Source organism: Steroidobacter cummioxidans (assembly GCF_003104955.1).
On the sequence record NZ_LSRW01000017.1, the window covers coordinates 178485 to 202652 of the forward strand.

At 62.4% G+C, this 24168-nt stretch carries 21 protein-coding genes; 7 read left to right on the plus strand and 14 right to left on the minus strand.

What is annotated here, in order from left to right; all coding sequences use genetic code 11:
* Nucleotides 1–244 precede the first annotated feature (244 nt).
* The 7 genes from D0550_RS11130 to D0550_RS11160 all read right to left on the minus strand — a co-directional run bounded on the left by D0550_RS11130 (nucleotide 245) and on the right by D0550_RS11160 (nucleotide 6877).
* Complete coding sequence (locus D0550_RS11130; RefSeq protein WP_116809253.1) at nucleotides 245–592, minus strand: GFA family protein; 348 nt, start codon at nucleotides 590–592, stop codon at nucleotides 245–247.
* Nucleotides 593–603: 11 nt separating this feature from the next.
* Entirely contained in the window at nucleotides 604–1044 is a 441-nt protein-coding gene (locus tag D0550_RS11135; protein ID WP_116809254.1) for an NIPSNAP family protein, read from the minus strand.
* Nucleotides 1045–1094: 50 nt separating this feature from the next.
* Nucleotides 1095–2699 (minus strand): ATP-dependent DNA ligase, encoded by a 1605-nt coding sequence (locus D0550_RS11140; protein WP_116809255.1) that lies wholly within the window; start codon nucleotides 2697–2699, stop codon nucleotides 1095–1097.
* Nucleotides 2696–3694, minus strand: a complete 999-nt coding sequence (locus D0550_RS11145) for a ligase-associated DNA damage response exonuclease (RefSeq protein WP_116809256.1) — start codon at nucleotides 3692–3694, stop codon at nucleotides 2696–2698. Before D0550_RS11145 ends, D0550_RS11140 begins: the two co-directional genes overlap by 4 nt.
* Before the next feature lie 28 nt (nucleotides 3695–3722).
* Entirely contained in the window at nucleotides 3723–5108 is a 1386-nt protein-coding gene (locus tag D0550_RS11150) for a UdgX family uracil-DNA binding protein (RefSeq protein WP_116809257.1), read from the minus strand.
* Nucleotides 5109–5110: 2 nt separating this feature from the next.
* Entirely contained in the window at nucleotides 5111–6331 is a 1221-nt protein-coding gene (locus tag D0550_RS11155) for a putative DNA modification/repair radical SAM protein (protein ID WP_116809320.1), read from the minus strand.
* A gap of 66 nt (nucleotides 6332–6397) precedes the next feature.
* Nucleotides 6398–6877 carry an Lrp/AsnC family transcriptional regulator gene (locus D0550_RS11160; protein WP_116809258.1) on the minus strand — a complete coding sequence of 160 codons (480 nt, stop codon included), beginning with the start codon at nucleotides 6875–6877 and terminating at the stop codon, nucleotides 6398–6400.
* Between the two features lie 119 nt (nucleotides 6878–6996).
* Between D0550_RS11160 and D0550_RS11165 the strand changes: the two genes are divergently transcribed.
* The gene (locus D0550_RS11165) at nucleotides 6997–8070 is read left to right on the plus strand and encodes a saccharopine dehydrogenase family protein (protein ID WP_116809321.1); all 1074 of its coding nucleotides are present in this window, start codon (nucleotides 6997–6999) and stop codon (nucleotides 8068–8070) included.
* Nucleotides 8071–8160: 90 nt separating this feature from the next.
* Nucleotides 8161–9681, plus strand: coding sequence for an L-piperidine-6-carboxylate dehydrogenase (amaB, locus tag D0550_RS11170; RefSeq protein WP_116809322.1), 1521 nt, complete (start codon nucleotides 8161–8163; stop codon nucleotides 9679–9681).
* Here amaB and D0550_RS11175 read toward each other — a convergent pair.
* The 5 genes from D0550_RS11175 to D0550_RS11195 form a co-directional block, all read right to left on the minus strand.
* Nucleotides 9678–10277, minus strand: coding sequence for a DUF938 domain-containing protein (locus D0550_RS11175; protein ID WP_116809259.1), 600 nt, complete (start codon nucleotides 10275–10277; stop codon nucleotides 9678–9680). The genes amaB and D0550_RS11175 overlap by 4 nt on opposite strands.
* 127 nt (nucleotides 10278–10404) lie before the next feature.
* Nucleotides 10405–12489: a carboxypeptidase-like regulatory domain-containing protein gene (locus D0550_RS11180; protein ID WP_153067121.1), complete on the minus strand. Its 2085-nt coding sequence runs from the start codon at nucleotides 12487–12489 to the stop codon at nucleotides 10405–10407.
* A gap of 125 nt (nucleotides 12490–12614) precedes the next feature.
* Nucleotides 12615–14372 (minus strand): hypothetical protein, encoded by a 1758-nt coding sequence (locus D0550_RS11185; protein ID WP_116809261.1) that lies wholly within the window; start codon nucleotides 14370–14372, stop codon nucleotides 12615–12617.
* On the minus strand, nucleotides 14369–14689 hold the full coding sequence (locus tag D0550_RS34885; RefSeq protein WP_161965764.1) for a carboxypeptidase-like regulatory domain-containing protein: 321 nt from the start codon (nucleotides 14687–14689) through the stop codon (nucleotides 14369–14371). Before D0550_RS34885 ends, D0550_RS11185 begins: the two co-directional genes overlap by 4 nt.
* A 19-nt stretch (nucleotides 14690–14708) precedes the next feature.
* Nucleotides 14709–15827 (minus strand): helix-turn-helix transcriptional regulator, encoded by a 1119-nt coding sequence (locus D0550_RS11195; protein ID WP_116809263.1) that lies wholly within the window; start codon nucleotides 15825–15827, stop codon nucleotides 14709–14711.
* 144 nt (nucleotides 15828–15971) lie between these two features.
* On the opposite strand from D0550_RS11195, the gene D0550_RS11200 reads away from it, so the two are divergent.
* Nucleotides 15972–17006: an isoaspartyl peptidase/L-asparaginase family protein gene (locus tag D0550_RS11200; RefSeq protein ID WP_414717284.1), complete on the plus strand. Its 1035-nt coding sequence runs from the start codon at nucleotides 15972–15974 to the stop codon at nucleotides 17004–17006.
* Here the strand turns inward: D0550_RS11200 and D0550_RS11205 are convergent.
* Nucleotides 16990–20490: an ATP-binding protein gene (locus D0550_RS11205; protein ID WP_116809264.1), complete on the minus strand. Its 3501-nt coding sequence runs from the start codon at nucleotides 20488–20490 to the stop codon at nucleotides 16990–16992. The two genes, D0550_RS11200 and D0550_RS11205, sit on opposite strands and share 17 nt — an antisense overlap.
* 238 nt (nucleotides 20491–20728) lie before the next feature.
* Between D0550_RS11205 and D0550_RS11210 the strand changes: the two genes are divergently transcribed.
* Genes D0550_RS11210 through D0550_RS11225 form a run of 4 tightly spaced genes read left to right on the plus strand, consistent with a single transcriptional unit; the run spans nucleotide 20729 to nucleotide 23457 of the window.
* A complete protein-coding gene (locus D0550_RS11210) occupies nucleotides 20729–21682 on the plus strand; it encodes a response regulator (RefSeq protein ID WP_116809265.1) in 954 nt (317 codons plus the stop codon).
* A 4-nt stretch (nucleotides 21683–21686) separates the two neighbouring features.
* Nucleotides 21687–22733, plus strand: a complete 1047-nt coding sequence (locus tag D0550_RS11215; RefSeq protein WP_116809266.1) for a diguanylate cyclase — start codon at nucleotides 21687–21689, stop codon at nucleotides 22731–22733.
* Nucleotides 22730–23116: a response regulator gene (locus tag D0550_RS11220; RefSeq protein ID WP_116809267.1), complete on the plus strand. Its 387-nt coding sequence runs from the start codon at nucleotides 22730–22732 to the stop codon at nucleotides 23114–23116. The genes D0550_RS11215 and D0550_RS11220 overlap by 4 nt, the downstream gene beginning before the upstream one ends.
* The gene (locus D0550_RS11225; RefSeq protein ID WP_116809268.1) at nucleotides 23116–23457 is read left to right on the plus strand and encodes an Hpt domain-containing protein; all 342 of its coding nucleotides are present in this window, start codon (nucleotides 23116–23118) and stop codon (nucleotides 23455–23457) included. The genes D0550_RS11220 and D0550_RS11225 overlap by 1 nt, the downstream gene beginning before the upstream one ends.
* On the opposite strand, the gene D0550_RS11230 is transcribed toward D0550_RS11225, so the two are convergent.
* On the minus strand, nucleotides 23454–24107 hold the full coding sequence (locus tag D0550_RS11230) for a TetR/AcrR family transcriptional regulator (protein WP_116809269.1): 654 nt from the start codon (nucleotides 24105–24107) through the stop codon (nucleotides 23454–23456). The genes D0550_RS11225 and D0550_RS11230 overlap by 4 nt on opposite strands.
* Nucleotides 24108–24168 lie beyond the last annotated feature (61 nt).

Sequence of the window (24168 nt, forward strand, 5' to 3'; positions counted from 1 at the left end):
GGCCCAACCGTTGAAAGTTCGCGAGATCCGCCGGTTTCTCCGACGGGCAGCGAATCATGCTCATCGCGGAGCACGTCAATCGAGCACTGCGTCACTTATGCACGTGACACAATTGTGACGAGCGTCAATGGTTGGACGGACTAGGGGTGGGGCGCAGAGCGGGGTAGGTGGAGGTCTTAGCGAAAGCTTGCAAATGCTTGCAAAGGCCTGCTGCGCACGATGCCGCAGCAGGCCGCGACCTGCGCTAAAACGATTTGCCGTCCACCGGCTTGCGCTTGACGGCTGCCAGGTCGAAATCTTCCAGGCAACGTACATTGATGGCGGCCATCTTGCCGCCCTTGGGATTGCTGCCGACGCCGAACGGCGCGCAACCGCAACGTTTGCAGAAGTGATGCTGGATGACGTGCTTGTTGAACGTATACGTGTTCAAGCTCTCCGCACCTTTGCTCACCTGCAAGTGCTCGTGCGGAATGAACGTCAACAGGTAACCCTTGCGACTGCAGTGAGAGCAGTTGCACTCCAGGACCTCATCGAAAGTCCCTTCGAACTCGAACGCGATGTCGCCGCAATGGCAGCTGCCTGTGTATTTCATGATGGCTCCGTTTATTCGAAGAACCGGGTAGGTGAGTAATTCTGCACCGTCAGCACGCGATCCTCGATCGCGCCGACCAGTTGGCCATGCTGGGCGGCGGTGCGCTTCTTGATGTCGGCCCATTCCTGATCGGCCATGAATCTGGCCCAGCGATCGGTCAGGGTCGCCTGGTCCGGCCACTGTAACAAGTAAACGAACTCGGTGCGGCCCTCGTGCCGGGCTTCCCATTGCGCAACGATCTTGAAGTCATACTTCGCCATGATGCGCATGGCGTGATCGCGAAAGCGCTGGTGAAACGCCTGCTTGTTGTTCTCGAAGATCTCGTAGACGCGCAGCTGATGGATGACTTGCTGCGGCTCGGTCGCGGATGCTCGTTGCGAGACGCCCGCAAACAACANAACAAGCGCCGCCGCGATTGCCAACCCAGTGCGCTTCAGGAATTCCTTCGCCATGGCCACCTCCTTATCGGGATTGAAAATGTTAGCCGCTGCGGGCGGCGGCGTCAGGCGCTTGCATGAGCATCGCTTTGCAAAAATTTCGCAAGCGAGTCCGCTTCGCTAGCCGGTTTATCGGTGCGCCAGCGGAGGATCCTTGGGAAACGCAGTGCAATGCCGGATTTGTGGCGGCCTGACGCAGCGATGCCTTCATAGGCGAGCTCGAATACCTGGCTGGGCTCGACCGAGCGCACTGGACCGAACTTTTCCACGGTATGTGCGCGAATCCAGCGATCGAGCTGCGCGACTTCCGGATTGCTCAAGCCGGAATAGGCTTTGGCAACGGGTACGAGCTCCCGATCGCGCCACACGCCGAATGTGTAGTCTGTATACAGATTCGAGCGGCGTCCTTGGCCTGGCTGTGCGTAGAGCATCACTGCGTCGAACGAGTGCGGCTCGATCTTCCACTTCCACCACGCGCCACGCTGGCGGCCCGTGCCGTAGCTCGAATCGAGCGCTTTGAGCATCAGGCCTTCAACGTTGCGTTGTCGTGACGCGGCGCGCGCGGCTGCCAGCTCGTCCCAAGTCGAGCCGGGAACCAACGGTGAGACTTGCAGGATGGGCGATGCATTCGCCAGCAATTTTTCCAGGTGAGCGCGACGCTCTCGCAGTGACGTTGCGCGCACATCCTGGCCATCCAGCTCCAACAAATCGTAAGCGAGAAACTGCACAGGGACCGCAGCCAGGATCGCGGCAGTGAGTTTCTTACGGCCAATGCGCTGCTGTAACAACGCGAAGGGTTGAATGCGTCCGTCTTTCCAGGCAACGACTTCGCCATCGAGCACGACGCCATCGGGCAGCGTGGCCGCGGCGTCGACGATCTCAGGAAAGCGTTCAGTGATGCGTTCCTCGCCTCGAGACCACAAGTGACATTCGCCGGCGCGGCGAATGAGCTGGCCGCGAATGCCGTCCCATTTCCATTCCGCCTGCCAGGTGTCGCGCTCGCCGAGCTGGCTAGCCTCGCCCTCGAGCGGCGATGCCAGAAAGAAAGGATAAGGAACGGCCGGATCGGTGCGCGGGCTGTCAGCCGCATGCAGGGCCTGCCAGAACAGAGCGCCGGGTTGCCATTCGCCCATGAGTCGGCCGGTAAGCTCGGTGCGCTCGATACCGGTGACTTCGGCAAGCGCGCGCGTTACCAACAGGTGTGACACGCCGACCCGCAGCTCGCCGGTGAGCAGCTTGTTCAACAGGAAACACTGCCGGTAGGGCAGTTCGCGCCACCAGTTCGTGATCGCCTGGCGCTGCACGTCTTCGTCCGACTCGCGCAGTGGCAGCAGGCGGTCCTCGATCCAATCGGCGAGGGGCGTGTCGTCGGTGCTTGCTTCACTATGCGCCGTTCCTGCTGTGAGAAGCGCGATCGTTTCGGCGAGATCACCGACGGAGCTATAGGATTCATCGATCAGCCATTCCGGCAGCGCGGCTTCATCGACCAGCCAACGTTTCAGCAGCGCTGGTCCGATGAAACGTTTGAGCCGGCGGCCCGACAGGATGTATGTGGCCCAGGCCGCATCGGCCGGCGGCGATTCGCGAAAGTAACGCGACATGGCCGCGACTTTGAGATTGGTCGACTGTGTCGTATCGAGCTCTTCGTACAGCGCGGCGAAGGCTCTCATTGCTGCTCCTCGTCGCCGTACGCCGTTTCGAGTGCGGCAGCGGAGATGCCGAGCTCGTTCAAGTAGCGGGCGAGAGCGTCGGAGTAGCCGTGCGTGAGCAGAATTCTGCGTGCGCCCGTCGCTTTGAACGTATCGATGAGGCCGGGCCAGTCGACGTGGTCTGAAAGAACGAAGCCGCGGTCATAACCGCGCCGACGCCGATTGCCGCGCACACGCATCCAGCCCGAGCAGAAGCCGCTGGAATGATCGCCGAAACGTCGCATCCAGGGTGTGCCGGCAGCACTCGGCGGAGCGAGGATCAATGCGCCACTATAGTCCGTCTTGCGCTCACCGGTTACGGGCAGGGTCGGCAGCATCTCGATACCTTGCTGTCGATAGACCTCGGTGAGCACGTTGACGGCACCATGCAAGTAAACGGTCTCGTTTGTGAATGCACGCAGCTCGGCCAGCACACGCTGCGCTTTGCCCAGTGCGTAACAGAACAGCACCGATGCAAGTCCTCGTTCGCGATTTGCCTGCCACCAATGGAACATTTCTGCGATCACTTCACCCGTCGGCTGCCACTGATAGACCGGCAGGGCAAACGTTGCTTCGCTGATGAATACGTCGCATGCCAGCGGCTCGAACGGCGCGCAGGTCGGATCGGGCTGTCGCTTGTAGTCGCCGGACACGACCCATACGTGGCCTTCATGCTCGATGCGCAGCTGCGCCGAGCCAAGAATGTGGCCGGCGGGATGTAACGAAATCGTCGTCGCGCCGAGTTGCAGCTGTTCGCCGTACTTCAGCGGCGCTGGATGATGATCCACACCCAGGCGATGACGTGCGATGGCGATGCCGGGTTCGGCGACGAAGTAACGCGCGCTGCCATGACGCAAATGATCGCCGTGCGCGTGCGTAATGACGGCGGTATCCACCGGCCGCCATGGATCGATATGAAAGCCGCCGGCCGGGCAGTACAAGCCGTTCTCAGTGACGGTGACCAGCGGTGGAGGCATTGCTGACATCGATAGAGCAAGCGCGCCGTCAGTCGGCGAGTTCCCGGGCACGGCGCAAATCATCGATCAGGTGAGTACGCAATTGACCGGCGTTCGCCGGGTCGGCGCGCAAAATGGCTGACGGATGATAAGTGCATACAATTTGGGCGCCGCTGGCATGCGGAATCTGCAACTGACGGGCTGATTCGATCGAGTCGGTCAGGCCGGCGACAGCGCGCAATGCCGATGCGCCCAGGGCGACGATGATGCGAGGTTTGACCTGCGACAGCTCGGCATCGAGCCAGTGATTGCACGCGGCCACTTCCGAGGCATCGGGCCGCTTGTGCAGACGACGTTTGCCGCGCGGCTGCCATTTGAAATGTTTGACGGCGTTGGTGATGTACAGCTCGCCGCGCTCCAGGCCGGCGGTTTTCAATGCATCGTCGAGCAGGCGACCGGCCGGGCCCACAAAAGGGCGACCGCGCAAATCCTCTTCATCGCCAGGTTGTTCGCCCACCAACATGATGGCCGCCGAAGTCGATCCCTCGCCGAGCACGGCTTGGGTTGCATGACGCCAGATGTCACAGCGACGACATGCCGCAGGGCCGCCCGAATAGTCGGGCAGATCAGCGAGCGCACGCTGCATGGCTCGCGCTTTGGCTAGCTCCATATCCATCGCTTCGCGCTGTCGCTGATCGAAGCTCGCCTGGCCGTCGCGCAATAGCGTTTGGATCTCGACGGACTCGGGCAGGTTGCGCCAGTACCGCTGCGGCATCTCGCGTCGCATGGCGGGTGGGTTGATGCGCGACACGTTGCAGATGCTTCGATAGTACGTGCGCCACAGCCCCTCGTGAGCGTCCGCTTTCGGCAGCGTCGACTTGTCCGGTGTCGCGACGAATTGCAATTCACCGTTCTGCCACAGCGCAGTGCCGTCGGGCGTGGCGATCATCCACTCCATATTGGGAAAGCGCTTGCAGAAGAACGGCACGGCTCGACGCAGGGTTTCGTGAGTCGGCTCGAACCAGGCGAAGTATTTACTTTCGCCTTGCTCGTCGGTCATCTCGCGGAAGCGCACGAAGGCGTGCATCTTGTGCACCTCGCGGTCTACCGCGCTTGCCATTTGCGTGGCGCGGTGAACATCGGGATCGGCGGCGTCTTCCAAGAGATGAGGCTGTCGCAGCGAACGCCAGGCGAGGCGGTACATCAGATCCCAGCGGCCGTCGTGGCGATAGCAGCTGATCGTGTCCAGCAGATCTATCAACTGTCGTGACAATCGCATCGGCTTTGCAGCAGGGACGGCGGAGCTATCCGATGCGAGTGGCTCGAAATATCGGCCGGTGCGCCATTCCATTTCTTCGGGAGCGATGTTCGCGGATAACAGCGGACGCGCCACATCCCGCCATTGCGCAAACTCTTGTACGCAGGCCGAGTACATGATCAGAACAAGGATTGCTGTTCGGGCGCGGTGGCCAGCGCGCGCCGCAGACCGTCGGAACTGCGATCACTTTGCGACGGCCGGTAGTCGGCCGTGCAGATGAAATGACGTGCGCGCTTCAACGTCGCGCCGAGCGTTTTCAAGTCTTCATAGCGCAGCTTGCGATGCCGACGCGAGCTGATGATGCGATCGATCACTCGCACCCCGAGTCCCGGCACTCGCAGCAGCTGGTGTCGATCGGCGGTGTTGACGTCCACCGGGAACAGATGCCGATTCGCCAGCGCCCAAGTCGTCTTCGGGTCGACGCTCAAGTCCAGCTTGCCGCCCGGCATGCTCTGCGCCAGCTCGCCGACCGAGAACTCGTAATAGCGCATCAGCCAATCGGCTTGATACAAACGGTGCTCGCGCATCAGCGGCGGCGCGCGATTCGGCAAGCGAGCAGAGGCGCGTTGAATCGGACTGAACGCCGAGTAATAGATCCGGCGCAGCTTGTACGAGCGGTACAGCGTGTCCGCTGTCTCCATGATGGACGCGTCGGAGCTGTCGTCGGCGCCCACGATGAGTTGAGTGCTCTGGCCAGCGGGCGAAAAGCGCGGCGCCTTCCCTCCGCCATCCGCCTTCTCGTCGAGCTTGAGACGAATCTCGCCCATGGCGCGCTTGATGGACACATCGCTCTTCTCTGGCGCCAGGGTGGTCAGCGCCTCGCGCGTCGGCAGCTCGATGTTGACGCTCAAGCGATCGGCGTAGCGGCCGGCAGCTTCGACCAGTTCCGGGCTCGCTTCCGGAATGGTCTTCAAATGGATGTAGCCCCGGAACTCGTGCTCTTCACGCAGCGTGCGAGCGACCTCCACCAGCTGCTCCATCGTGTAATCCGCGTTGCGAATGATGCCGGAGCTCAGGAACAGGCCTTCGATGTAGTTGCGCCGATAGAAGGAGAGCGTCAGGTCGACCACTTCCTGCACCGAGAAGCGCGCTCGTGGAATGTCGCTCGAGCGGCGGTTGATGCAATAAAGACAGTCGTACAGGCAGAAGTTGGTCAGCAGGATCTTGAGCAGCGAGACGCAGCGGCCATCGGGCGTGTAGCTATGGCAAATGCCCATGCCTGTGGTCGAGCCCATGCCTTTGCCCGGAGCAGCGCTGCGTTTGGGCGCGCCGCTGCTGGCGCACGAGGCATCGTACTTGGCGGCATCGGCGAGGATGGCAAGCTTGGTTTCCAGCTCCATGTCTGGCTGTATATACAGCTCGCGCATGCCGCGCAAGCGGACAACGCTGCTGTCGGGCGAACGCGCTCAACTCACAGAAAAAAAACTTGGCAGCTTTTCAGCGCTGGAAACTTTGGTCGACAGCACGATCGAGGAAGTGGTGCGCTCGACGCCGTCCAGCTCGCCGATGGCATCGATCAGCTCGTCCATCTCGGCGATCGAGTCGGTAACCGCCAGCGCCATCAGATCGAAGGCACCGCTGACGGCCTGGAGCACGCGCACGTCTTTGAGCTTGCGGACTTCGCGTTCCACCTGGCTCGCGTGCTTTGGCTTCACCGTAATCATCACGTAAGCGTGCACGGTGCCGCGTTCCTGCGTTTCCGACAAACGCACTGAATAGCCGGTGATTACCTTCGAGCGCTCCAGCCGCTCCAGCCGACTTTGCACGGTCGTGCGGGACAGACCGAGGCTGCGTGCCAGGGCAGCGGTCGGAGCACGAGCGTTTTCGCGCAACAGCGCAATCAGCTGCTGATCGACCGAATCGAGGGGTTGCGGGCGCGGCTTCATGTAAAAACGGCGAGGACTTCGGCGAAATGACGAGCGGAACCGACAGAACGCCGAAACATTGCCGGGAGCTCGGCGGTTTGGCAATACCCGCTGGCGCCGGGGCTGCCGACAATGGCCGCATGAAACACATTGTCGTAGCAGGCGCCGGTAAGATCGGCGTCACCATTGCCGATATGCTCGCCAGCAGCGGCGACTATCGCGTCACCCTGCCGGATCGCGCGGTGAGCCGCTTCGATGGCCTGAACCCTGCCATCGAGACCAAGGCGGTCGACGTCACCAGTGCGCGCGAGCTGAGCGGTCTGCTCAAGGGCAGCTTCGCAGTGCTGAGCGCAGTGCCGTTCAATCTGACCGGCGACATCGCGGTCGCGGCGAAAGATGCCGGCGCTCACTACCTGGACCTCACCGAGGACGTGGCGACCACGCGCAAGGTAAAGCGTCTCGCGGAAGGTGCGCAGACCGCGTTCATCCCTCAGTGCGGCCTGGCTCCGGGCTTCATCACCATTGCCGCTTACGATCTGATCCGTCGTTTCGACACGCTGCACGACGTACGCATGCGCGTGGGCGCGCTGCCGAAGTTTCCGTCGAACGCGCTCAACTACAACCTGACCTGGAGCACCGAAGGGCTGATCAACGAGTATTGCGAGCCCTGTGAGGCCATCGTCAACGGCGAGCGACGCGAAGTGCCGCCGATGGAAGAGCTGGAAGAGTTCGCGCTCGACGGCGTGACTTACGAGGCGTTCAACACGTCCGGCGGCCTGGGCTCGTTGTGCGAGACCTTGAACGGCAAGGTGCGCAACCTGAACTACCGCACGATTCGCTATCCCGGCCACGCCGCCATCATGAAGGCGCTGCTGAACGATCTGCGCCTGCGTGATCGTCGCGATGTGCTCAAGGACATTCTCGAGAACGCGCTGCCGGCGACGTTGCAGGATGTGGTGATCGTGTTCGTGACCGTCAGCGGCATTCGTGATGGGCGGCTCATGCAGGACACGTACGCCCACAAGATCTACAGCGGTGAGGTCGGCGGCGTCATGCGCAGCGCGATTCAGATTACGACCGCTGCGGGCATCACGGGCGTTCTCGATCTGCTCGCGACCGGCAAGATCGCCGACCGCGGCTTCATTCGTCAGGAAGACATCGATCTCACTACCTTCCTGGCAAATCGCTTCGGGCGCGCTTACGCGCCCCGCTGAGAGTGTGAGCTGTTGTGGCGCCGCCTGCGGCGGCGCCGGGTTTCAAGAGCGAAGTCCTCTTCGCCGCCGACGATGGATCAGGAATCCGCCATGAGTAATTTGAGTGTTGTCCAAGATGTGGCCGAGACGCTGGCGCGACTGGGTGTGCCGGCTGAGCGAGTAACTGGCGGCAGTTTGATCGCGCGTTCGCCGATCAGCGGTGACATCGTGGGGCGGCTGCCCGAGTGCACGGCGCAAGAGGCTGCCGAGCAAATCGAACGCGCGCACCGGGCATTCCTCGCCTGGCGTGCGGTGCCGGCGCCGAAGCGTGGCGAGCTGGTGCGTTTGTTGGGTGAAGAGCTGCGCGCTGCGCGCGAGGACCTGGGGCGCCTGGTCACGCTCGAAGCGGGCAAGATCCTGTCGGAAGGGCAGGGCGAAGTGCAGGAGATGATCGACATTTGCGACTACGCGGTCGGTCTGTCGCGGCAGCTGTTCGGTCTCACGATTGCGTCCGAGCGCGCCGAGCATCGATTGATGGAGAACTGGCATCCGCTGGGCGTCGTCGGTGTGATCTCGGCGTTCAACTTCCCCGTCGCAGTATGGTCGTGGAACGCGGCGCTGGCGCTGGTTTGCGGCAACTCCGTCGTGTGGAAGCCGTCGGAAAAAACGCCCCTAACTGCGCTCGCCGTGCAGACGCTGTTCGAGCGCGCCGCTGCCAAATTTGGCGGTGTGCCGGAAGGTCTGTCGACGCTGCTGATTGGCGGGCGCGCCGTCGGTGAGGTTCTAGTGGATCATCCGCGCGTGCCGCTCGTGTCGGCGACCGGCTCGACGCAGATGGGCCGCACGGTTGCCCCGAAGCTCGCCGCTCGATTCGCGCGTGCCATTCTCGAATTGGGTGGCAACAACGGCGCGATCGTGTCGCCGACTGCCGATATGGATCTCGCGCTGCGCGGTATCGCTTTCGGCGCGATGGGAACAGCCGGTCAGCGTTGCACGAGTCTGCGGCGCCTGTTCGTTCACGCCAGCGTGTACGACGATTGCGTGTCGCGTTTGAAGAAAGTGTACGAGTCGGTCGCGATCGGCGATCCGCGGCGTCAGGATGTTTTGATCGGCCCGCTGGTGGACAAGCAGTCCTATCAGGCCATGCAGCAGTCTTTGCAACAGGCTGCCGCGATTGGCGGCAAAGTCGTGGGCGGCACGCGCGTCGCGGCGGAGTTGGGCGACGATGCTTATTACGTTCGTCCTGCGCTGGTCGAAGTAAGCTCGCAGGACGATGTGGTGCGGCGTGAGACGTTCGCTCCCATTCTGTACGTGATGAAGTACGACAGCCTGCAGGATGCCATTCGGCTGCACAATGAAGTGCCGCAGGGTTTGTCGTCCTGCATCTTCACCAACGATCTGCGCGAGGCGGAATATTTCCTGTCGGCGCTCGGCTCGGACTGCGGTATCGCCAACGTCAACATCGGCCCGTCGGGCGCCGAAATCGGCGGTGCTTTCGGCGGCGAAAAAGAAACGGGCGGCGGTCGCGAGGCCGGCTCTGATTGCTGGAAGGGCTACATGCGCCGCGCGACCAACACGATCAACTACGGTTCGCGCCTGCCGCTGGCACAGGGTGTGAAGTTCGATATCTAGGACTGCCGCCGCCACACGAGCAGCCGGTTATTGGCCGGCATCGTGTGGTCCTGCACCAGTGTGCAGCCGATTCCCTGCGCCAACCGATCGACGGCTTCGAAGTCACGAATGCCGCTCAGTGCCGAGCGTTGTTTCAACCAGCCGTCGAACTCGCGGTTGCTGTCGGTCGTGTAGGTGCCGTTGTAATTGAATGGACCGTAGACGGCGAGAATGCCGCCTGGCTCCAGCACCCGACCGACGCCTGCGAAGAACTGCTCCACCGCTGACCAAGGCATGATGTGCAGCGAGTTCGCGCTGAAGATGGCGTCGAAGGTCGCGTCCGGCCATTGGCCTGTGACATCGAGTGTCAGCGGTGCCGGCAGATTCGGCAAAGCCGCTTCGTCCAGCCACATGCGAATGCCGGGCAAATTCTCCGCAACGTCCGAGGTCTGCCAGGTCGCAGCGGGGAACGCCGGCGCGAAGTAGACAGCGTGCTGCCCGGTGCCGCTGCCGATCTCCAGCACGCGACGTCGATCCGAAAAATACTGGCGCAGGACGTCGAGGATGGGGTCTCGATTGCGCTCGCAAGCGGGCGCGAAAGGTTTGGAAGACGACATGACGGGCGGCATCCGAAGGGGCTGATCGTGTGCCCTAGTCTATGCCAGTCCCGACAGCGCGCACCAAAACAAACAGCCCACCGGAAGGGCGCGCCTTCGCGGTGGGCTGCTCGAGCCGATCGACGAATCAGCGCAGGCTCGCGCCGTGGAAGCGCAGCTTGCGCGCGCTGCCTTCGTTCACTGGCGACGGCTTGCCGTTCAGGACCACCGGAGCGCTGGTCGGCTCGTAGTCGTAGAAGCGGACTACCGTCTGTGGAGGGGTGTTGTCGCTGATGCCGTCCTCCCAGTCGAGGCGGCGGTACTCCATCCAGTAGACGCGGAGCTTCTCGTCCGGCTGGGTGATGGAGGCGAGCGGCACGAGGCGGCGCTCGTCATAGACAACGCACTCCACACTGCTGCCCGGCGTGCAGTTGACCAGTTCGGTGTTCAGAGTTCGCGTGCGGCGGACGATCACGTCCTCGCCGTCGATGTCCCAGTAGAAATTGAAGTCGGGCGCGTTGCTGCCACTGAGAGTGACCACCGCATCATTCACGATACGGTCATCCTCGTGCGAGCCGGTGCCGCCGTTGTCGAAGCGCAGGCGGAAGCCCTTCAGGCGCCGCTCGGTGCTGCCTTCGACACCAACGCCGAACTGGTAGAAACGACCGACCATGTTTTCCGGTGTGAACACCAGCGGCAGCTCTGGATCGGCGAACACCGAGGCGCCGGCATCGAGGCGTCGGCCATTCGCGGTCTGGATCTCATAGAACAAGTCGGTGGTCACGGCATCGACCTGCCGCAGCGAGCGGAACTTTGCGATGGTGCCGTCTCTGAACGTCGCGGTCACGACGCGGCCGGTGCTATCGAGCGACCAGGTGAATTGCTTGCCGAATGCCCAGGTCACACCCGAACCATCGGCATGCAGATCGGCGATGTCCGCCGTGGCGCCACTGGACTCGTCGTAAACGTAGATCGATTGCGTTGAGTCCGCCAGCTCGGCGGCGTCGAGTTGTTCGAAGTCGTCGTCTCCCAGAATGGTGCGCGCCACTGTCGTGGTTTCAGTGCGCGCAGAGAGCTGGCACCCGGGCGGGGGTGTCTGGATCAGATTAGTGATCCGATTGGTCTCGGTGATCGTCACGACGCGATTGCTCAACAAGGTGAGCTTGGCGCCATCGCTGGCATACTCCGTCCTCACTTGGCCGGAAATGGCAGGGCAGTTGGCAACGGTCTCGTAGCCCTCGACCCGCACCGTCTCGCCATAAGTGATGTCGATGGTACTGCCATTGATGGCCCAGGTCGTATTCACGTTCCAGCTGCCGGCCGCGGCGGTGCCGGTGCCATCGGCGTTGAATGTGTACGCGTTCACGCGATTGAAGTAGTTGAACGAGAACTCGGCCGCATTGGACAGCATCGCCGCCGTCAGTTTCGCGGGCACCGAGTTACTGCTGATCGGCTGCGTCAACGACGTGTCCGTGACGATCGCCGTCTGGGTGCTCGCGAACACCGTGGGATTCTGATCGTAGGCACTGTTGACGAACTGTTCGCGCGTCGCTGCGTCGGACATCAGTGCCAGCAGCGAAGTCTGTCCCGCTGGCATCGGATAGTTGTCCGAGTCGTCCACGAACAGCTTGATCGCCGTAGCCAGGTCCAACACTTCCTGACTGTTGAGCGTCGCCGACAGCGCGCGCAGATCTGCATCGGTCGCGATCGATCGGCCGTTGCTCGCTTCTAGGATCAGCAGCGCCTGCGCCGTGCTCACATTCGTGATCTGGGTCGCAAAGTTCTCGGTGTTCGACAAGATGTCATCGTCGCCAGCTTGCGCTTGCAGAGCTGCGAACGTGCCGGCGAGGCTGGTGAATTCGACGTAGGATTGCGGCCCGACGCCGCGTGCTGACAGCGTCACGAACTCGCTGGTCGAGCCTGGGTCGATTTCGATCTGGAGGCTGTACGCGCCATTGGCGTCGGCGTTGGCCGTGAAGGTTTCTGTACCGACAGTGGCCGTGACGACGGCATTGGCAATGGGAGCGTCGGTGACAATGCCAGTCAGCGTCAGCTGGCTCAACGGCTGCGGCGCAGGCGGATTCGGATTGGGATTGGGATTGCCGGTGGGCGGAGTGGTTGGAGGCGCGGTGTTGTTACCGCCGCCACCGCCGCCGCAGCCAGCGAGTGTCGCCATCAGTAGCGTCGAGATGACCGCCGCACTCAGGCGGCGACCCGTCCAGAATGAACTCATCGAAAGCTCCTCGAATGCCAGTGCGTTCTTCATGACCCACTTGGGAAACCCTCGTGGGGGGGATGACGCGGACGGTAGTCGAGGAGCTTTTTTCAGCGCATTGCCAATTTTGGATAGAACGCGGACTAGTTGCGCAACTTGTGATCCGCACCTCGGAGGATGTGAGAATCAAGTCTCACGGGCGCAGACTTGGTGCGGCCAGCAGCTGGCTTGCGGGTGACGGTGGCTGGAGTGCCGAACGGCTCGTATTCGTAGTACACGATCAAATTATCACGCTGGAATGCCTGGCGAACGTCGGTGCGGCCGTTGCGCCACGCCTCGAACCAATACGTGCGCGTGCCCTCGCGTGCGAGCGGAATCATGCGCGCGTCCTTGAACAGCTGGCAAAGCGGTTCCAATGGATGGCAATTGAAGTCGAACCCGGTGCTGGTCGTATATTGCAGCACCAGATCGTTGCCCTCGATATTCCAGCGATATCCCAAACGGTTATAGCTGGCGCTGTCCTCGACCCGGATGCTGCCGTCTTGTTCAACGTTCTCTCTCTCTCGCGAGCCCACACCATCGGCATCGAAGCGATAGCGGGATCCCTTGCCTCCCGGAGCGACGGGCTGCTCGTCGATACCGAAACGGTAATGACGGCCCAGCACATTGTCCGTCGTAAATGCGACCTGTGGGTCTGCGCGCAGCGACGCCCCGGCGTCGACGCGACGTCCGGTCGGCAGTGTGAAGTCATACAGAACATCTGTAGCGACGTTGTCGAGGTCGCGGATCGAGCGGAATGTCGCCGTCACCCCATCGTTGAATGTGACGTTGAGGATGCGGCCGCTGCTGTCTAGCGACCAGTCGAATTGCTTGCCGTACGTAAGCGTCGTGCCGGTGCCATCGGCACGCAGCTCCGCGAGGTCGGGTATGAGTACGATGTTAGGGACAGCGACGTCGTAGTCCGAATCGTAGACCCATAGCGCGCGGGTCGAGTTGCGCAACTCCGCGATATCGAGCACTTGGAAGTCGTCGGCATCGAGAATGGTACGAGCTACGGTAACGATCTCGGTATCCGGACCTGGGCCGCAATCGCGATGGGTGATGTGCCTGGTCTCGGTGACCGTCAGCAGGTTTTTGCTCAGCAGGGTCAGCTTCGCGCCGTCGACGTTGTATACGATGGGATATCCGGCAACGGCATAATAATTGGAGAGCTCCGGACAGATCGCCAGCTCCCAGCCCCGCATATCGACGATGGCATGTTCATAGGTGACCTCGACGCTCGCACCCGCAATGCTCCAGGTCATGTTCCGGTGCCACTGGCCGGCGGATGCCGTGCCGGTGCCATCGGCATTGAATGTATATGAAATGACGCGGTCGGGATCCGCGTAGGTCGCGACGTCGTCATCCGTCAGCAACGCGGCCGTCAGCGTCGAGGGTAGCGTGGCGCCAGTGATGGGTTGCGTCAGCGTGGCATCGCTGACGATGGCATTCTGCGTGTTGTTGAACGTCGTCGAGTCCTGTGCATAGAACTCGGCGACCAACTGTTCGCGAGCTGTCGTGTTCGCAAGCAGCGCCTGTAACGAGGTCTGCCCGGACGGCATCGGATAATTGTCGGCTGCATCCACCAGCAGCTTGATCGCGGTCGCCAGTTGCAGCACCTGCTCGCCATTCAGCAGTGGGGACAGAGTGTCGATCAGCGCTTGACTGTTGATCGGCTGTCCGCCGTTCGCTTCTCGGAGCAGCACTGCCACCGCTGTGCTGACGTTGGTGATCTGGGTCGCGAAGTTCTCGGTGTTCGACAGCAGATCGTCGCTGCCGGCTTGCGCTTTCAGCGCCTGGAACGTGCCGGCGAGACTGATGAATTCAACATACGATTGCGAGCCGACGCCTCGCGCCGTCAAGGTGACAAAAAGCCGCTGGTCGCGCTTTCCTCGACGGACAGTTCGATCCTGTAATTGCCGTTGGCATCGGCGGTGGCGGTGAACGTCTGGCTGCCGACGGTCGCAGTGACCAGGGCGCCACGAATCGGGGCATCGGTGACAGTGCCGGTCAAGGTCAGACGGCTCATCGCTGGCCCTGGGGGAGGGTTGTTACCGCTCGGGCCATCGGTGCCACCACCGCCGTTGCCGCCGCCACCACCGCAGGCGGCAAGTACAGACAACAACAACGTCGACAGGACCGCCTTGCCAGGTGAATGGCCGGACCGGAACGAACTCATGAGGACTCCCTGTTTTTGATTAGAGCTGGTTGAGCCGGGCGACCAGCTCGATCTGCCGTTTGGCGCCGGCCTTGGCGAGCAAAGCTTTGATCTGCGCGCGCACCGTGCCGACCGCCACCTTGCGTGCGGCGGCGATCGCTTCCGGCGTTTTGCCGGAGCACAGCTGGAGCGCAATATCACTTTCGGCGCTGGTCATATCATAAGCAGTTTGCAGGATGGCGGCTTTGCGATCGTTCGCGGGTTTGGAGCCTCGCGCGACGATCAGCACGCGGGGCATGAATGTGAACTCGGTGGCTTGGGTCGGCAAGGAGATTACGTCAAGAACGATAGGGGCAAGATCGTGCTCACCACTGCGCACGATGACGGTTCGCAGTAGCGGTGCGCCCGGGCGAGTGTGACCAAGGGCGGCGGCGCCGATGGCGTCCTCCAGCTCTCTGGCATCGCTCGCCAGAGCAGCGCGCAGCCGGCCTTCCCTCAACTGCAGTCCGCGATTGGCAGTCGCGAGTTGCTCGGCAGCCGGTGTGAGCTCCCTCACGGTGCCAATGCGGTCGCAGACGAACGCAGGCATGGCGAGCGCTTCCATGGCACCTGTCAGCAGCGCGGCGCCGTTACCTTCCAACGCCGCCTGGGTGCGAACAGCCGCACGTACATGAGGCGCGAGTGAGGCGAACACGGCCCGTTCCGGTTCGGTGATGTGCCCCTGGCGTTCATTTCGCACGACGGCCAGCCCGGTCAGCATGCCCGGCTCGCGTTCGAGTGTAGCCAGGCAGATGAAAGGCATGCCGTAAGGAATGACGAAATCCTGATAATGCGGATTGCGCCGGTACTCGTCGGGGCTGATGAAGTCACATTCGGCGAGTGTCTCGAGCAGCGGCGCCTTCATGCCCGCGCATACCCGCGGATTGATTCGCGGATCGCCGCCGCCGACGGCTACAAAGGCGTCGTGAAAGCCGGGGTCGACGTCGGTGAAGATGTCGATGGGCACAGTCGTGTCGTCGCCGATGCAGATGAGCTGGCCGCGCTGTGAGCCGGTTGCCTGGGCAAGGGCGGCGAGCGCTTCATACCACCCGGAGCCGCTCACCCCCGCGGCTTGAAATCGGTCGGCCAGACCCAGCCAGTGCTCGTCACTGCGTAACATTCCCGAAATTGACCACACAACCGTGCAAACACAAAGCGGCGGCGCGCAGATCATGTGAGGAATTGGACATGGTTCACGCTTGGATCGCAGATGCTCTAGGATTCCGGGTCTGGCACCTTGGACGGAGGTTTCGTGAGAACATCGATGCGAGCAGCCTGGGTGGCTGCGCTGGTTGCGGGTGTGGCCATGGCGGCTGAAGCAGGACCCCGTTGGGCGATCGTGGTGCACGGTGGTGCAGGCGTGATCGAGCGTAAGGAGCTGACCGCCGAGCAGGAGCGCGCGTATCGCGAGGCGATGCGTAAGGTGACCGAACACGGCGCCAAGCTGCTGGCGGCCAACAAGCCGGCGCTGGATGTGATCGAAGCGGCCATCGGCATGATGGAAGACGACCCCTTGTTCAACGCCGGTCGAGGCGCCGTGTTCACGGCCCAGGGGCGCAACGAGCTGGATGCCGCCATCATGGACGGCAAAACATTGAAGGCCGGCGCCGTTGCCGCGGTGACGCGCACCCGTCACCCCATTTCATTGGCACGTCGCGTGGCGGATGTCTCCCCTCATGTGATGCTGGTCGGCGTGGGTGCCGACGAGTTCGCCCAGCAGCAGGGACTCGAGCAGGTCGAGCCCGGCTGGTTCTACACGCAGCGCCGTTGGGATTCGCTGGTCAAGTTTCTGCAAGCAAACAAGCTGCCCGTGCCGGCGAAGCCATCCGGCATCAAAAATGACGATCCGGCCAAGGGCCTGGCGCATGACGAAGGCAAGAAGGGCACGGTCGGTGTCGTCGTGCTGGACATGGCCGGGAACGTCGCGGCGGGCACTTCCACCGGCGGCACTACTGGCAAGCGCTGGGGGCGCGTGGGCGACAGTCCAATCATCGGCGCCGGTACGTATGCATCCAATCAATCGTGTGCCGTGTCCGCGACCGGCACTGGCGAATATTTCATCCGCCTCAGCGTCGCGCACGAGATCTGCTCGCTGGTGCGTTATCGCGGCATGAGCCTGCAAGCTGCCGCCGACGAAGTGATTCAGAAACAACTCACGGCGTTGCAGGGCGACGGCGGCATCATCGCCGTCGCGCCCGATGGTCAGATGGCGTGGAGCTTCAATACCTCGGGCATGTATCGTGCGCGCGCGGCCGAGGGGCAGCCGGTGACCATCGGTATCTTCAAGGACGAGAGCTGACCCGTCTCGTCCCGGTGTCGTCAGTATCGGTGCTGTCGATGTGAGCCAGCACCGTGACCATCAATTGAGCCACTGAATGTCGCGACTTGACCAGTGCCGCGTCCGCGACATTGCGCAAGGTTCGCGAAGGTTCATCGGCTGTGTAGGAGATGACGACAGGCGGGCGCTCACCGGCACGGGTTGCGATAGGCAACAGATCCTCCGCCGAGCCGTCCGGTAACGTCACATCCAGAATCACCGCATCGAAATGTTTCGCGGCCAGCAGCTGACGAGCGGCTGCGATCGATCGTGCCGAAGTCACGACTGCATTGCGCGACATGGCTTCGTGCACGATCGCAGCGAGCGACAGATCGTCCTCGACATGCAGGATCTGCGGCAACGCCTCACCACGCGATGACGTGCCGCGCTCCACCTCGAGCAGCGGGTCCTCACCCGCAGCGCTGTGCTGCCCATGGACAGGCAGGATGATGTAGAAACTCGTGCCCTTGCCGGGCGTCGTGTCGAAGCCGATGCGTCCGCCGAGCTTTTCGGTAATGGTCTTCGCAATGGACAGCCCCAGGCCAGTGCCGCCCTTGGCGCGGCTGTCCGAAGCATCCGCCTGTGCGAACTTCTGGAAAATGCGCTCGCAGAACTCGGGTGGAATGCCGGGACCATTGTCGCTGACGGTCACGCGTACGCAGGCAGGTCGCTCGCGATCGAGGCGAATGCGTACGACGCCGCCGGGTGGAGAGAACTTCGCGGCGTTGGAGATCAGGTTGGTGAGCACCTGAGTCAGCCGGTCACTGTCGATGAGCACGTCGGCATCGTCGCCGTCTTCCAGCTCGATGGCGACGCCGAGCCCTTGCGCGAAGCCGCGGTTGAACTCCGCCGCCGACGCCACTTCGGCCCGCAGCGAGCGCACCTTCAACGCGAAATCCAACTTGCCTGCTTCGGCCTTCTCCAGATCGAGGATGTCATTGATCAGTCGAATCAGGCGCTCGCTGTTCTGGCGCGCGATGCCGACCAGCCGCGCCGCCTTCTGTGGGATCTCACCGGCCGCGCCACCGGAGATGAGGGCCAGCGAGCCGCCGATCGACGTAAGTGGCGTACGCAACTCGTGGCTGATTGTGGAAACGAACTCGGACTTCATGCGCTCGACTTCGCGTCGCACCGAGATGTCGTGCATCACTGCGACGTAAAGGCGCTCGTCGTTGATGATCATTTCGCGTATCGACACTTCGATCGGAATGAGCCGGCCGCTGCTGTGGCGGCCCTCCATTTCGATGCGTCCCGCGATGCGCTGGCGGGTTTGCAGGTAATGCGTCAGCTGCGATGCGTTCGGCTCGGTCAACAAGCGTTGTGCATCCTTGCCGATGATGTCCTTGGGAGCGAAGTCGAACAGAACTTGCGCGCCATGGTTCCAGGATTCGATGTTGCCGCTGTCATTGATGACGACGATCGCGTCTTCGACACTATCGAACAAAGTCGCGAGCCGCGTCGCCTGGTCGCGGTACAGGCGCTCGCTGTCCTGCAGGCGCTCATGAGTTTCACGCAGCTCCATCTCGCCGCGCTTGAGCAGTGTCAGATCGCGAACCGTTGCGACCAGCGTGCTGCGCGTGGCTTGATCGAGCCAGGCGAATTCCACTTGCAGATAAAGCATCTCGCCGGCGGCGGATTCGCGCTGAAATTCCATCGCTGGCTCATCGGCACAATGAGCCAGCGAGCGCATGCCATGCTCGTCGACCTGCAGCTCCAGTCCAGGCAGCCACTGCGTGAGCTTTTCGCCAATCACTTCGCGCGAGTCGGTACCTAGCAGGCGACGGAAGCCAGGATTCGCCGACAGAATCGTGCCGATGCGATTGACGGTGATGATGCCGTCACCGGCGGTGTTCATGATCGCCGTAAGGTGCATCGCGCTGTCGTTGGCGCGCGAGCGTGCAGCGACCACCTTTGCGATGAGCGGCGCGATCTGCCAACGAAGCAGCCAGGCGGCGGCCGCGACCAGTCCAATCATCAGCAGCAGCAGCATGTTCAAGCGCTGACGCAGGTCGCTATAGAAGGTGTCGAGCGGCGTCGCCAGTGTGATTGCCAACGTTGTGCCGGCAATGGGGCCATACGCAGCGAAGAAACGCGTGCCGCTCGGCTCCGCGCCAAGTGTTACGCCGCTTCTGCCACTGAATGCGAGATTCAGGGCGCTGGCGCGGTCGGCTGGATCTCGTGCCAAGGGCAAGCTCGCCAAGGGCGAAGCTGCCAGTCGCAAACATTGCATCGAGTACGCACCGAGTGCCTGACAAATGGACGTGTCGAATTCGGTGATGGAGCGGTCCGACAACAATGTGGCGTTGAGGCGCGGCAGCGCGAACTGCATTCTGATGAAGCCGTTGCGGCCAGATGCGTCCGGAGGCGTCGGCCGCTCGATCAACAGATGCGCGTCGCTGCCGATCTCGATGCGCGCATGATCGTCCAGCCGCACGACGGTGTTGGGCGGCGGGCCGAATGAGCCCGACTGCAGCAGCGATTGACCGTCCGCGTCCTTCAGGTCCAGCGCCTGCAGGCCGCGGCTCAGCGGCAGTCGACGTTCCGCCCAGCCTTCCAGGCTCTGCCGCAATGTGGCCACGCTCGCTCGCGGAGAGTTGTGCGCGATGAGCTGGGCCAACGACTGGCTCGACACCACTCGCTCGCTCTCCTGGCGTTGGCTGGCGATCTCCGTGCTGATCAGCTCGACCTGATTGCGCAATTCGCGGCTCAGCGCCTTTCTTTGCAGATCGTGACTGTGACGAACGACGACGGCAAAGCACACAGCGGCGCAGGTGATGGTGATGGCAAGCATCGCTCCGGTGCTGACCGCGAGGATGCGGCGAGAATCGTTGGAAACATCATCGGCTTTGTTGAACGAGCGTCGATACGCAAGTTGCGCCAGCCCCAACGACAGCAGCAACAAACCGGCGGCGGTGTGAGGCGCGATGCGCGTCGCGTATTGCCAGTCATAGATGATGTCGAGCCCCAGCAAGCGGCCGAAGAACGACACCAAGGCGATCAGCAAGACTCCGCTTGTCGCCAATGGTGCGAGCCAATGCACACGGCTGCGTGGTGGCTGCGTCAGCTGCGCCAGTGCCACGGCTGCAAGCGCGAACGCGGCGGCGACTTGCGGCGCCATGCGGCCTGGATGCGGCGCTGCCTGCAGGATCCAGGAATTGCCGAGCAACCGATCGATGCCCAGATCGACGCCGAACGCGTGCTCGCACAACGTGAGCACGCTTGGAATTGCCAATAGCGCCGCAAGTGCGAGCCGCACGTGCCGCTGGCCGATGCTCAGCGCCAGGCCCGCGATGATGAAGCAAACGGCGGCAAGCATCGTCATGCCGACTTCTTCCAGGCCAACCAGGAGCGTCAGCGGCCGGCCGACCAGCCAGCCGCCTGCGACCAGGGCGCCGAGCGCGATCAGCAGCATCGCGACGATGTCACTGTTACGAAAGGGCAGTCGCCGCGAGATCAGTGACGTCATGACAGTTTTACACACTGTTCCGTCTGAGAAGGTCGGTGCAATGACGAATGCTCGGTTCGAGAAAGCTAACCAATACGGTTATGACAGCAGGCTCATATGCACGCCTTTGCTATCGACTTCATATTAGCCGGCGATTGCGGGAATCACTCATGCAATCGGCATGGGGTACCTGATCTCATGCCGCGGCTTCTAGTCCCAAGCTGCCGGAAATTCTCACAAACATCGAGCCATCGCTCTCATGAGCAACGTTCAGAACACCGCTGTGACAGGAGTTGCGGGCCGGCCGCCCCAGCGTATTTTGCTGGTCGACGACGATGAGCTCGAGCTGGAGCTGATGGCCGACCGGCTCAAGTCGCTCGGTTTCGAAACGCACACCGTCAGTGACGGCAGCGCTGCGCTGGAGCTGTTGCAGACCCAGTCGTTTCCCGTGGTGATTACCGATTGGCAGATGCCGCGTCTGGATGGCATTCGTTTCACCGAGAGCCTGCGCAATCAGGGGGACAGTGAGACTTACATCATCATGCTCACGGTGCTCGACGATGACAGCTCGCACGAGCGCGGCTATTTCGCTGGCGTCGACGATTACCTGAGCAAGCGGGCGCCGGATGCAAAGGTCGTCGCTGCCATTCGCGCCGCCTTTCGGGCGGTGGAGATGCGGCAGGCGTTGCACGCCGTAAGGCAGCAGCAGGGCGCTGGCATCGTGAGTGATGTGGCGAGCGGAGTGTTGGCCGATCGGCTGCGTGCTGAAGTGAAGCGTGCAGTCCGCTATGGCCGTAACCTGTCCGTGCTGGTGATACAACTGCAAGCTGAGAGTGGCGCGCCGGCGGCGGCTGACACGATGGCGCGAGCGGTGAAGGTGGTGAGTGACGCAATTCGGGTCGATATCGATTTTGCCACCCGTTATCGCGGTCTCGATGGCACTCAGCGTATTGCCGTCGTGCTGCCCGAGACCAATGGCTCTGGAGCGTCCGGCCTGGGAGTCCGCTTGAGCGCCACCTTGGCGGCACGCTTGCTGACGCCGCTCGAAGCCTTTACGGCCCGAGTCGGTTGCGCATCGTTCACGCCCGGCCAGGAAGCGGGGCCATCACAGCAAATTGCCGCAAGCATCGAAGCGCTGCTGCGCGAAGCCGAAGCGAGTGTTCGAGTTGCGCCCAGCGCCTCGACCCCACAGCGGCGTACCGAAACGGGCTGAGCCCATGGAATCCGATCCCAGCGTATTCGAGCAGACGCTGACCCTGGAGCTGAGCGCGCTGCAGCCCGAGCTGCGCGTGCTTATCGTCGATGACGATCCTGAGGCGCGCGACTATCTGGTCGCGGTGGTGCAGGACGCGGGCTATCAAACCGTGGTGGCGTCCAGCGGCGAGCAGGCCTTGCAGCTGCTGGAAGAAGAGTTCTGTCCCATCATGATCACCGATCGCAACATGCCCGGCATGGACGGCGTCACGCTGTGCAAGCGGGCGCGTGAAGGGCAGTATCCCGGTTACTTATATATATTTCTGCTCACGGCACAGAACGCCAATGCCGATATCGTGTCGGGCCTGAAAGCCGGTGCGGATGACTATCTCGGCAAGAGCAATATTTCCACGCCTGAGCTGGTGGCGCGTCTGGGCAACGCGCGTCGTATCGTCGGTCTCGAACAAGCACTGCGTCGCGCGCTCGATCAGAAGCGGCAGATGGCGAACACGGACGTACTCACCGGTGCGTACAGCCGGCGCTATCTCGAGCGTCAGCTGTCGCTGGAACTGGAGCGGACCCGGCGTTTCAATCATCCGCTGTCGGTGCTGCTGCTCGATATCGACTATTTCAAGCGCATCAACGATCGCTATGGGCATGCCATCGGCGATGAGGTGCTGCGCAATACCTATCGCCGTCTGCGGGAGTTGCTGCCGCGCGCCTGCGATTGGATCGGGCGTTATGGCGGCGAAGAGTTCCTGATCGTGTTGATCGATACAGATCTGCGCGGCGCGGAGATCGTTGCTCAGCGCATGGTCAGTGGCATGGCGGAGGCTCCCATTGAAACATCGGTCACGCCCATTCCGGTGACCATCAGCGTCGGCGGCGCCGAGGCCGCGCAGATCCTGACGAACGATCTGAGCTTCAAGCGTCTGCTGGAGATTGCCGATCAATGTTTGTATGCCAGCAAACACGGCGGTCGCAATCGCTACACCATGCGCCTGCATGGTGAGTCACCTCTTTCACTCGGCTCGATCGCCTCGAGCGCACACGGAGCAGCGCGCCAATGAATAGAGACAGTCTTCGCGAGATCCTGTACGTCGACGACGAGCCGGACATTCGCGAGATCGTGCAGATGGCGCTCGGCCTCGTGCCCACGTTGTCGGTGAACACTGCCGACTCGGGCGCTCGCGCGCTGCAGAGCATGCAGGAGAATCGTCCGGATCTGGTGCTGCTCGACGTGATGATGCCGAACATGGACGGGCCGACCACCTTGCAACAGATGCGCAGCCAGCCTGAGCTGCAAGCCATTCCAGTGATCTTCATGACCGCCAAGGCCATGCCGCAGGAGGTGGCGCGTTTTCGCGCGCTCGGAGCGGCGGCGGTGATCGCCAAGCCGTTCGATCCCATGCTGCTGGCCGAGCATGTGTTCTCCATCTGGGAGACTTTGTGATGTCGACGGGTGCTGACGAGCTGCGTGTCAAAATGGCTCAGATCGCGGGCCGCTATATCGAGCGCGTGACCCGCGAGCTGGTGCAGCTCAAGGGACTGATCGACGATGCCGCGGGCGGCAACCTGGAGGTGGTTCGTGAGATCGAGGCGCTGACTCATCGCATGCATGGCAGCGGCGCGATGTTGCAGTTCGAAGAGATCAGCGGTCACGCCGGCGAGCTGGAGCATCTCGCGGCTGGTTGCCTCGCCTCCGGCAAGGTCGATCAACCGCGCATGGTCGAGATTCTTGGCAAGCTACAAGCGGCGATCGACCGCGAGATCGAGCGGCGTTCGGTGTCCTAGCGCGGCTGCAGCCCCATCTCGAACAATTCGATGAAACGAAGCGCGATCTCGGCGGCCGCCAGCTGATCGTCGCTGCGATACCAGTGAGCAATCCAGTTCAGCGCGCCCGCCAGCGCGAACGCCGTCATTTTCTCGTCGCAGGGGCGAATCGAGCCGTCGTCGACGCCGGCGCGAATCAGGCTGCGTAAGCCCTGGTCGATTTCCGATTTGAGTGCTTTCACCTTGCGGCTCATGGTCGGGCTGAGGTCCTGGTTCTCGGCTTGCACCATGCACCAGCCAAAGTCCGACGTGATGGCTTCCGCATAGCGCGAGATCACCGCGGCGAGGCGCTCGCGTCCGGTGGTCGTCGATTCCCGCTGTTCCTCGATGCCGTCCATGATCAGCTTCAGGCCGGCGCGGAAGCATTCGAACAGCAGCTGCTCTTTATTCTCGACGTAGTGATAGACCGTCGGCTTGGTGACGTTCAGCGCGCTGGCGATGTCGTCCAGCGAGGTGTTGTGATAGCCGCGCTCCCGGAACGCCCTGGCGGCGGTCATGATGACCGCGTCGCGCTTGCGCTCCCGATCCCGTACCCGCGCGCCGACCGAAGCCCAGAGGGCCGGGCCGCTGACCCGTTGCGGAATGTTCTTGCGCGCCTGTCGACCTGCCACCGCGGAGCTGCTCCTGACTTAAGGGGAGGGGCCGGATCATAACGTGAGCCCTGGTTCACCG